The organism is Mycobacterium sp. (assembly GCF_032162105.1).
Classification (GTDB): domain Bacteria; phylum Actinomycetota; class Actinomycetes; order Mycobacteriales; family Mycobacteriaceae; genus Mycobacterium.
Genome location: NZ_JAVRPS010000678.1, coordinates 1 through 9159 on the forward strand (window position 1 = coordinate 1; position 9159 = coordinate 9159).

General features: G+C 67.3%; 9 protein-coding genes and 1 pseudogene. 8 read left to right on the forward strand and 2 right to left on the reverse strand.

Annotation, left to right across the window (positions count from 1 at the left end; all coding sequences use genetic code 11):
• Window positions 1–1251, forward strand: a 1251-nt coding sequence (locus QOC69_RS34130; protein ID WP_526446946.1) for a helix-turn-helix transcriptional regulator, incomplete at its 5' end; no start/stop codon positions are given.
• Window positions 1252–1781: 530 nt separating this feature from the next.
• On the opposite strand, the gene QOC69_RS34135 is transcribed toward QOC69_RS34130, so the two are convergent.
• On the reverse strand, window positions 1782–2759 hold the full coding sequence (locus QOC69_RS34135; protein WP_526446948.1) for a quinone oxidoreductase family protein: 978 nt from the start codon (window positions 2757–2759) through the stop codon (window positions 1782–1784).
• A gap of 107 nt (window positions 2760–2866) precedes the next feature.
• Between QOC69_RS34135 and QOC69_RS34140 the strand changes: the two genes are divergently transcribed.
• Entirely contained in the window at window positions 2867–3529 is a 663-nt protein-coding gene (locus tag QOC69_RS34140; RefSeq protein WP_526446950.1) for a TetR/AcrR family transcriptional regulator, read from the forward strand.
• A 60-nt stretch (window positions 3530–3589) separates the two neighbouring features.
• Here the strand turns inward: QOC69_RS34140 and QOC69_RS34145 are convergent, their stop codons facing one another.
• A complete protein-coding gene (locus QOC69_RS34145) occupies window positions 3590–4132 on the reverse strand; it encodes a hypothetical protein (RefSeq protein ID WP_526446952.1) in 543 nt (180 codons plus the stop codon).
• A 59-nt stretch (window positions 4133–4191) separates the two neighbouring features.
• Between QOC69_RS34145 and QOC69_RS34150 the strand changes: the two genes are divergently transcribed.
• The 6 genes and pseudogenes from QOC69_RS34150 (at window position 4192) to QOC69_RS34175 (ending at window position 9092) form a co-directional block, all read left to right on the forward strand.
• The gene (locus QOC69_RS34150; protein WP_526446954.1) at window positions 4192–4404 is read left to right on the forward strand and encodes a TOBE domain-containing protein; all 213 of its coding nucleotides are present in this window, start codon (window positions 4192–4194) and stop codon (window positions 4402–4404) included.
• Window positions 4405–4411: 7 nt separating this feature from the next.
• Window positions 4412–5179, forward strand: coding sequence for an isocitrate lyase/PEP mutase family protein (locus QOC69_RS34155; RefSeq protein ID WP_526446956.1), 768 nt, complete (start codon window positions 4412–4414; stop codon window positions 5177–5179).
• Between the two features lie 105 nt (window positions 5180–5284).
• Window positions 5285–7126 carry a hypothetical protein gene (locus QOC69_RS34160; protein WP_526446957.1) on the forward strand — a complete coding sequence of 614 codons (1842 nt, stop codon included), beginning with the start codon at window positions 5285–5287 and terminating at the stop codon, window positions 7124–7126.
• Window positions 7126–7317 (forward strand): hypothetical protein, encoded by a 192-nt coding sequence (locus QOC69_RS34165; RefSeq protein WP_526446959.1) that lies wholly within the window; start codon window positions 7126–7128, stop codon window positions 7315–7317. Before QOC69_RS34160 ends, QOC69_RS34165 begins: the two co-directional genes overlap by 1 nt.
• 5 nt (window positions 7318–7322) lie before the next feature.
• Complete coding sequence (locus QOC69_RS34170; protein ID WP_526446961.1) at window positions 7323–7757, forward strand: hypothetical protein; 435 nt, start codon at window positions 7323–7325, stop codon at window positions 7755–7757.
• Window positions 7754–9092 (forward strand): annotated as a pseudogene (locus tag QOC69_RS34175) (hypothetical protein). The gene QOC69_RS34170 and the pseudogene QOC69_RS34175 overlap by 4 nt, the downstream one beginning before the upstream one ends.
• Window positions 9093–9159: the final 67 nt, after the last annotated feature.

Sequence of the window (9159 nt, forward strand, 5' to 3'; positions counted from 1 at the left end):
GACGCCGCGGCGCGACCGTACTTCACCGAGGCGTCAGATCTCTCGCGCACGGTCGGTGATGGATGGTGGCTCAGCCAGATGCTGGCCTGGCGTGCTTACGTCCAAAGCGTGGCGGGTGACCCGATCGCATCCCGCGCCGCCGCCGAGGAAGGACGTGATATCGCCGATGCATTAGGAGACCGGTTCACCTCGCGCGCCTGCCGAGGATGGCGCGGCTGGGCGTACCTGGACATTGGCGAACTGCAGACAGCGGCGTCGCAGTTGCGTGAGGTTTTTGCCGACGCCGAAGAAGCCCACGACCTTCACTGGCAATTCTCCAGCCTGGCTCCGCTCATCCTCGCAATGGCATACCAGGGTGACGCACAGGGTTACACCGCAATGGCAGAAGCGGCCGTCCCGCTCGCGGACGAACTCGGAGGCTTCTACCCAGGCGTATTGCAAGGCGCGATCGCGGTGGCCAGCCTGTCCACGGCAGACATCGAGTCAGCAGCCAGAACCAGCGCGGCCGCGCGAGAACAGTTCACGATGGCACCTCCCCAGGTTGCGGGGATTTTTTTGTATCCGATGGCCGAAGTCGCACTGGCGCGCGGCGGCCTGTTGGAGGCGCGCCGTTGGGCCGACGAAGCCGTCTCGATGACAGCGGGGTGGCACTTGTCGATTGCCCTCATGACCCGCGCCCGAGTTTCCATCGCAGACGAGAATCCCGGTTCAGCCGAACGGGATCTCCACCAAGCGCTCCGCTGTGCCGCGGAGGTGCAGGCGCACCTGGTGGTGCCAGATCTGCTCGAGTGCCTCGCACGAGTCGTCGGGGGCGACGGCAACCATCGTGACGCGGCGAGGTTCGCGGGAGCGGCGGATGCCATGCGGGAGAGGACCGGCGCCGTACGATTCAAGATCTACGACGCTGACCATGAAGCGACCGTCGTTGCGCTGCGTGATGCATTGGACAACAACGACTTTGATGCTGCGTGGGCCGAAGGCGCCAACATGTCCACGACTGAGGCAATCGCCTATGCGCAGCGCGGTCGGGGTGAGCGTAAGCGCCCCTCGAACGGTTGGGCCTCCCTGACGCCGACCGAGCTCGATGTGGTTCGGTTGGTCGGTGGGGGGTTGGGCAACAAAGACATCGCCGCACGGCTCTTCGTGTCCCATCGCACGGTGCAGACGCATCTGACACACGTATACACGAAGCTAGGCCTGACTTCGCGCATACAGCTGGCGCAGGAGGCTTCGCGCCGGGCTGAGAGCTAGGAAATGAAGCGGTTCGTTAGACAAACCGATTCGGCATCTCCACTAGACGTCATCCTAAGAGCGCACGTCATGGGCGTCCTACATGATGCCAGCGGCGAGAATTCGTGACGATTGCCGGGGCCAAGCGATCTGACGAAGCGTAGGGCCTCAAGTCTCGGCGGATCGGGTTGCGGACTCACCTGAGATAACACCCAAGGACACCAGTTGGTCTCAAGCATCACCTCCGTTAGCTCCATAAAGGACATCCCTCCGGCGACCCTGGAGAACATACGTTCGATTGGATTGCTACCCAGCTAACGCGTGCTTTGATCAGGAATTTCGCGTTGTGGACAGTGCCTTTGACGGGGTGGCGCGTTTGACGCCGGGCTCCCCGTCAGTGCTTGCGTCGCACGCAGTTCAGCCGCGTCGCCCTGTAGCGACACGGCTGAACTTCTGCATGAGGACCGTCATCCCGCCTCGGCGCTTTTGCGGACTGAAGCGGTCGGTCACGCTCCCCGTTTGGCCACCCGCATCTTGGAGTCAGCGTGGGCTCAGACGGTGAGTACGAGGCGGCCGGCGACGTCGTGGGCTTGGAGGCGTTGGTGGGCTTCGGCGGCTTTGATGAGCGGCATTTCCTCGATGTTCAGCCTGAGTTGCCCGGCGGCGAGCAGGGGCAGGACCTGTTCGGCGGCTGGCTGCGCGCTGCCGGGATGCGTCTGCAGGTAGAAGCCGATGGAGAATCCGAGCATGGCGGCGTTCTTCCGCCACAGTTCGTCACCGGTCACGGGGATGTCTGGGGTGCGAGCGGCGTGGCCGAGCAGCAGGATCCGGCCCAGCGGTGCCAGCACGTCGAGGCTGGCAGTGCGGACGTCGCCGCCGACGGCGTCGGCTACCACGTCGACGGGCTGCCCGGCCAGTGCCTCGACAAACCGGTCGCTGGTCAGCACCTTGTCGTAGCCCAGATGGTCGGTGTCGGCGATCCGGCTGGTCGAGGACACAGTGCCGATGATCCGCGACGCGCCGAGTGAGCGGGCGACCGCGGGGAAGGTGGAGGCCAGTCCGCCGGCGGCGCCGTGGACCAGGACACTCTCCCCGGGTTGCAGATGAGCCACTCGGGTCAGCGCCAGGTAGGCCGTGACGGCGTAGGGCAATGCGGCCACCGCCTGGGCCGGATCGACGCCGGAGTTGCCCAGCGGGATCACCGTCGACGCTTGGGCGAGGGTCACGCTGGCATAGCCCCCCAGCGTGATCTGGGACATCGAGACGACCGGGTCTCCGACACGAAATCCCTCAACGCCGTCGCCGAGCGCGCGCACGGTGCCGGCGACTTCGCCGCCTGGTACGAACGGGGGCTGCGGGAGGCCGGGGTTGTCCGCCATGTCGCCGCGGCGCAGGAGCACGTCGATGAGGCCGACGGCGGCGTGGGTGGTGTTGATGGCAATCTGTCCCGGACCGGGCGTCGGGTCGACTAATTCAGCTTCGGTGAGAACCTCGGGTCCGCCGAAAGCGCTGACGATCACTGCGTGCATGAACCTCCCCTTCTGATGTGTGGTGCAGCGGGATTCGCTCATTCGAAGCTAACGCAAGGCCATTGCGTTGTCAACGCAATAGCCTTGCGTTGCATTAGGATGGGGTCATGTCACAGCAAGGCACGTTTCAGCGCGCCTACTCCCGGCAGCACAAGGAGCAGCGCGCGACCGACCTCGTGAAGGCAGCACGCACACTCGCCGCCAGAGATGGAGTCCGGGCAGTGACACTGACCGCGATCGCGACCCAGGCTGGCGTGCACGTCTCAGCAGTACGGCGCTACTTCGATTCGCGGGAGGAAATCCTGCTCGGCCTCGCCGAAGCGGGGTACGCCGAGTGGACGCACGCACTGATTGATCGGGTCCACGGCCACGAAGGCCTGACCTCGGCGGCCCTCGCCCGTGCGATCACCGAAACCCTCGCCGAACGTCCCCTGTTCTGCGACCTGCTGACCCACGTCACCCTGAATCTCGAGCGCGAGGTGACCTACGAACGGGTACGGGCCTTCAAGTTCACCGTCGGCGCCGCCCTGGCACCCCTCACGGAAGCCATCACTCGGGCCAGTGCCCTGACAGCCGAGCAGGCAAATGACCTCATCATCGCGGTGATCTCGATGACTGCCCCGCTCTGGCAGGCCGCCCATCCCGCGGAGACGCTCACTCGCCTGTACGCCGAGGAACCGTCACTGACACACATCGGGATCGACTTCTCTCCCACGCTCACCCGGTTACTCACTGCACTGTGCGACGGCATGACCAGAGGCCACCGATGATGGACGGTTGTGGACACCCTGGTAACAGTCCCTCGTCGACTCTCGGGATCTTATGTCCGGTTAGGGCCGGCGCGGCAGGACGAACGCGAACGCCCGCGGGAAGCCCAGCCCGCGCAGCCGCGCACCCCGCACCGCGGCCACGTCGACCGATCGCACCTCGCCCGACGACGGCTCGTAGCAGCGCAGCGCGTCGCCCGTCGTCTCCACGATGAGCACCCAGTGCCGCGGGATGAGCCGGCCGACGAGCATGGCGACCGGCCAGTCCGCGTCGACCTCCGCCACCACGTCGGCCATCGCGTCCCGACGACCCCGGCACAGCCGCCAGCCGTACCGCACGCCGTAGGTGGCGGCATGGGCGCTCATCGCCCTGGCCACCCCCATCGGCGTCGTGCCAAGTCTGCGTGGCCACAGCCGGTTGACCTGGTCGTGCACCCGGCCCTGCTCACCGTCGAACCAGGCCCGCCCCGCGGCGCCGCCTACTTCGCCACGGCCGGTCAGCTTCTTCCGGTAGGCGGGATCGAGAAGTGCGCCTGCCACCACCGCGACGGCGGGTCCGCACGTCACGGCGTCACGCTGCCGAAGGTGCAGGGCCGCGAGCTTCATCGTCACCAGGCTAAGCCGATATCGGCCGGTGCCAGGCGCGATCCGCTTAGGCTGCGCACATGCGTCTATCCACGAGAAACCAGCTCACCGGCAGCATCACGGAGGTCACGCCCGGCGCCGTCATGGCCACGGTGAAGGTCCGCCTCGACGGCGGCGATCAGGTCGTGACCGCATCGATCACCAAGGACGCGGCCGAGGACCTCGGCCTGCAGGTGGGGATGGCCGCCACGGTCCTGATCAAGTCAACCGAGGTGGCCATCGGGGTGGAATAGGGCAGTCGTGACCTTCCGCGATCTGCACTACGGCGACCTGCCGTTGGTCCTGCCCAACGCGTGGGACGTGCCGTCGGCGCTGGCCCTCCTGGACGCGGGCTTCAGCGCGATCGGCACGACGAGCTTCGGCGTGGCAGCCAGTCACGGCGCCCCCGACGGCGGCGGCTCGACGCGCGACGCGAACCTCCGACTGGCGGCGGCGTTGCGGCCGCTCGACTGCCACCTGAGCCTCGACGTCGAGGACGGCTACGCCGCCGATCCCGACGCGGTCGCCGACTACGTCGCCCTGCTTCCCGTCGACGGCATCAACATCGAGGACAGCACCGCAGAGACGCTGATCGAACCCGAGGTGCATGCCGCCAAGATCCGTGCGATCAAGGCGCGCTCACCCGAGGTCTTCGTCAACGCACGGGTCGACACGTACTGGTTGGGCCAGGCCGCCACGGTGGCCGAGACCGTGGACCGCGCCCGTCGCTACGTCCACGCGGGTGCCGACGGCGTCTTCGTCCCAGGCACATCCGACCCTGCCGTGATTGGCGACTTGGCGCGCGCCATCGACCGGCCGCTCAACGTGCTGGCCATCCCGGGGTTCTCACCGGCCGACCTCGCGATACTTGGGGTGCGCCGGGTGTCCACCGGCTCGCTGCCCTACCGCGCCGCGCTGAGCGCCGCCGTCGCGGTGGCGGTCGCGACCCGTGGCGGTCTCAAGTTTCCCGACGCGGTCTCCTATCCCGACATGCAGGAGCGACTGATCCGGTACGTGCGCGGCCGTTAGCCCAGGTAACTACCGGTACCCCTGGTTTCACCTTGGGGAATTCTGGCAATATTACCGACGGGTCAGAACGGTTGCTCCAACTCGGCACGAGGGGAATGAGTGGCAATGACATCGGAGTCTTCGCAGATCGTCGCGGCGGCCAACGAGGGCGGCGGCGCCGCACTGGATCAGGTCATCGGCATGTCGGCGGTCGCGATGGTGGTGACAATCGCCCTGCTGTGGATCGGCTACCTGCACCGCATGCGGCGCATCACGTGGCTGAAGAACCTGTCCGAGCGGATGGGCACCATGTTCAAGCGGCCTCCGTGGGTGGCGCTGCAGGTGTTCCTGTTCACGGCGACCATCATCGCTGCGCTGTTCGGCTTCATCTGGGACGTCAGCCTGCACATCGGCAACGGCCGTGACCCCGGACCGCTCGCCAACCCGGCCCACTACTTCATCCTGTTCGGACTCTTCCTGCTGTTCATCGCAGGCACCCTGTCGATCGTGCTGCCCTATGACAAGCCCGGGTCAGCCGCGGTGCGCATCACCCGCACCTGGTTCGCGCCCGTCGGCGGCCTGCTGATGGCGATGTGCGGCTTGTACGCACTGATCGGCTTCCCGCTCGACGACATCTGGCACCGCATCTTCGGCCAGGACGTGACGCTCTGGGGGCCAACACATCTCATGCTCATCGGCGGCGCCGGACTGTCGCTCATCGCCGTGCTGCTGCTCGAGCACGAGGGCAGGCGCGCGATGCCGCCCGGTACCCCGATGGACGACACGTTCTTCCTGAAGCTGGTGCGCTACATGTCGTTCGGCGGCCTGTTCATCGGGCTGTCGGTGTTCCAGATCGAGTACGACTTCGGCGTCGAGCAGTTCCGCCTGGTGCAGCAGCCGATGATGATCGCCGCGGCTGCGGCACTCGCCTCGGTGGCCGCCCGGATGGTGCTCGGCCGCGGCGGGGCGCTCATCTCCGCGCTGGTGGCGATCGCCATTCGCGGCGCGGTCTCGCTCGTCGTCGGTCCCATCCTCGGCGGCCCGACGAGTTGGTTCGCACTCTATCTCGGCCCGGCGCTCATCGTGGAACTGATCGCCCTGACCCCACTTCTCAAGCGTCCCATCCTCTTCGGCGCGGTCGCGGGTCTCGGCGTCGGCACCGTGGGCCTGTGGCTGGAGTCGCTCTGGATCGACGCGGTCTACCACTACCCGTGGCCGACCAGCATGTGGCCCGAAGCGCTCGCCATGTCGGTGCCGGTCGCCGTCGCGATGGGAGTGTGCGGCGCTCTGTTGGCCACGGTGCTCAGTGGGCAGCGGCTGCCACCCCCGGCGATCGGCATCACCGCCGTCGTCGTCACGGTGCTGGTCATCGGTGGCGCGGTTGCCAACGGCCTGCGCACCGAGGTGCCCGAGAATGCAAGTGCCACAATCGCATTGACGGACCTCCCGAGCGACCCCGATCAGCGGATGGTATCCGCGGACGTCCGGATCACCCCCACCGACCTGATCAGTGCCCACCCCGAATGGGTCACGATCCTGTCCTGGCAGGGCGGCGTCGCCAACGACCGCGGCCTGGCCATCGACAAGCTGGAGAAGGTCGGTCCCGGCCACTACCGGTCGACGCAACCGGTCCCGGTGTGGGGCTCGTGGAAGACGCTGCTCCGCGTACAGGACGGCCACACCATGGCCGGCGTGCCGATCTTCCTTCCTGCCGACCCGGGCATCGGCGCGGAGGAGACGCCTGCCCTGGCGTCGAGCACTCGTCCGTTCGTCCAGGAGCTCACCATCCTGCAGCGCGAACGCAACTTGAACCACCCGTCCTGGTTGTTCAGCGTGGCGGGGGTGGTGGTGTTGTTCTGCACGCTGGTGCTGATCGCCGTGTTGACGTGGGGTGCGGGACGGATCAACGCGCGTGAGTCGTTTACGGGCAGCGAGCCGACTCCGAAACAGCCCGTCCCGCAGCCTTGATGGTCCTCGCCGATCACACGCTGCTACTGGCGCTGCCCGCGTTCGCGCCCGCGGTCGTCGTCGTGGGCGTCGTGGTGTTCGTGGCCATGCGCGATCGACGCAACAGTGCCCCGAACGACGATGCCGAGGGGAGCGATGACGGGGCTCACAGTGAGAAAAGTGCCCCCGGCGACCAAGATGGTTCCCCGTGACAACGCTGAATCAGACAACGCTGAAGACCCTGACCGCCCTCACCGCAGCCGCGCTCATCACCGCCGGCTGCGGTGGATCGACGAGTTCGGACACCGCGACGAGCGGTTCGAGTGCCCCCGCCACTCCATCGTCCACGGACGCCCCGCAGATGTCCGACCAGCAGGAGCCGCCGGCCCGGCTGGTCATCGACGTGACCATCAAGGGCGGTGAGGTGACCCCGACCAACGCGCAGTTCGACGCGAACGCGAAGGAGCCCATCGTGGTGCGGGTCAACAGCGACGTCGCCGATCAGTTGCACGTGCATTCCAACCCCGAGCACACGTTCGACATCGAGCCGAAGATCGGCCAGTCGTTCCAGTTCACCGTCGACGTGCCCGGCAACGTCGACATCGAACTGCACCAGTTGAACCGCACCGTCGCGACCGTCACGGTGCAGTGATCGGCGGTCGGTCGACGGCGGTCCTGGCCCATGGTTTGGGCGGCTCCTCCGATCTACCGATCCCCTACACCTACGCGCTGATCGGTGCGGCGTGGGCGCTGACGTTCACCTTCGCGGTCGTCGCGCTCGCCTGGCGCAGGCCCCGGTTCGACCCGGCCAAGCCCGGTCGGCCACTGCCCGCGCGGCTCGTTGCGGTGGTCGATGCGCCCGCCACCCGGTGGGCGGTGGCCGCGGCAGCGCTGCTGTTCGCGGTCTGGGTGGCCGTCGCCGCCGTCTTCGGTCCACAGGACGGTCAGAACCCGCTGCTCGGGGTCTTCTACGTGCTGCTCTGGGTGGGCCTGGTGGCGCTGTCACTGGCGGTCGGGCCGGTGTGGCGCGCGCTGTCGCCGGTGCGCACGCTGTACCGCCTGATGCCGCTGTCCCGGCGGCCCGCCCCGAGTACCTACCCGCGGGCGCTGGGGCTACTGGCCAGCCGTGCTTGGCCTGTTCGCGTTCGTGTGGCTCGAGCTCGCCAGCCCCGACCCGGGATCGCTTGCAGCCGTGAAGATCTGGCTGCTGCTCTATCTGGCGGTGACGCTCGCGGGCACGCTGGTCTTCGGCGATCGCTGGTGTGCGCGGGCAGACCCGTTCGAGGTGTACGGCGTGGTCGCGTCGCGGCTGTCACCGCTGCGCCGCAACTCGGACGGCCGGATCGCGATCGGCAATCCCTTCGATCACCTGCCGTCGATGCCGGTCCGGCCAGGGACCGTCGCGGTGCTGGCCGTGCTGCTGGGATCGACTGCGTTCGACAGCTTCTCGGCGATGCCGCAGTGGCGCAACTTCGTCGACGCCCACGCCGATGGCGTGCCGTTGGGCGCCGTCGCGATCCGCACCGCGGGCCTGCTCGTGTTCGCCGCGGTGGTCGGCACCACGTTCTGGCTGGCCGCGCGAACCACCGGCGGTGTGGACCGCTCGACGCGGCGCGAGCTGCCCGGGTTGATGGCGCACTCGCTCATCCCGATCGTCATCGGCTACGTGTTCGCGCACTACCTGACCTATCTCGTCGAACGCGGCCAGCAGACCGTGATCCAGTTGGCCGATCCGCTCGGCCGCGGCTGGAATCCATTGGGGCTGGGCGATACTCAGGTGAGTTATGTGTTGTCAGTGCACCCGGCGGTACTGGCCACGCTCAAGGTGTGCTTCGTACTCGCCGGGCACATCGCGGGCGTGATCGCCGCGCATGACCGGGCGCTGTGGCTGCTCCCGAAGGGCCACCAGGTGACCGGCCAGCTGGCAATGATGCTGGTGATGGTCGGCTACACGTTCACCGGGCTGTACCTGCTCTTCGGTGGCTAGCATCCGTCGTCCGGCGACGGTTCGTCGTCGAGTAGTTCGTCGTCGTGGTGGATGCGGTTGATGTCGG

Bases quoted from the DNA above. Each gene is read 5' to 3' on its own strand.
- QOC69_RS34150 (WP_526446954.1), top strand. From the start codon at position 4,192: ATGCGTCTATCCACGAGAAACCAGCTCACCGGCAGCATCACGGAGGTC.
- QOC69_RS34135 (WP_526446948.1), bottom strand. From the start codon at position 2,759: ATGCACGCAGTGATCGTCAGCGCTTTCGGCGGACCCGAGGTTCTCACC.
- QOC69_RS34145 (WP_526446952.1), bottom strand. From the start codon at position 4,132: ATGAAGCTCGCGGCCCTGCACCTTCGGCAGCGTGACGCCGTGACGTGC.
- QOC69_RS34160 (WP_526446957.1), top strand. From the start codon at position 5,285: ATGACATCGGAGTCTTCGCAGATCGTCGCGGCGGCCAACGAGGGCGGC.
- QOC69_RS34140 (WP_526446950.1), top strand. From the start codon at position 2,867: ATGTCACAGCAAGGCACGTTTCAGCGCGCCTACTCCCGGCAGCACAAG.
- QOC69_RS34165 (WP_526446959.1), top strand. From the start codon at position 7,126: ATGGTCCTCGCCGATCACACGCTGCTACTGGCGCTGCCCGCGTTCGCG.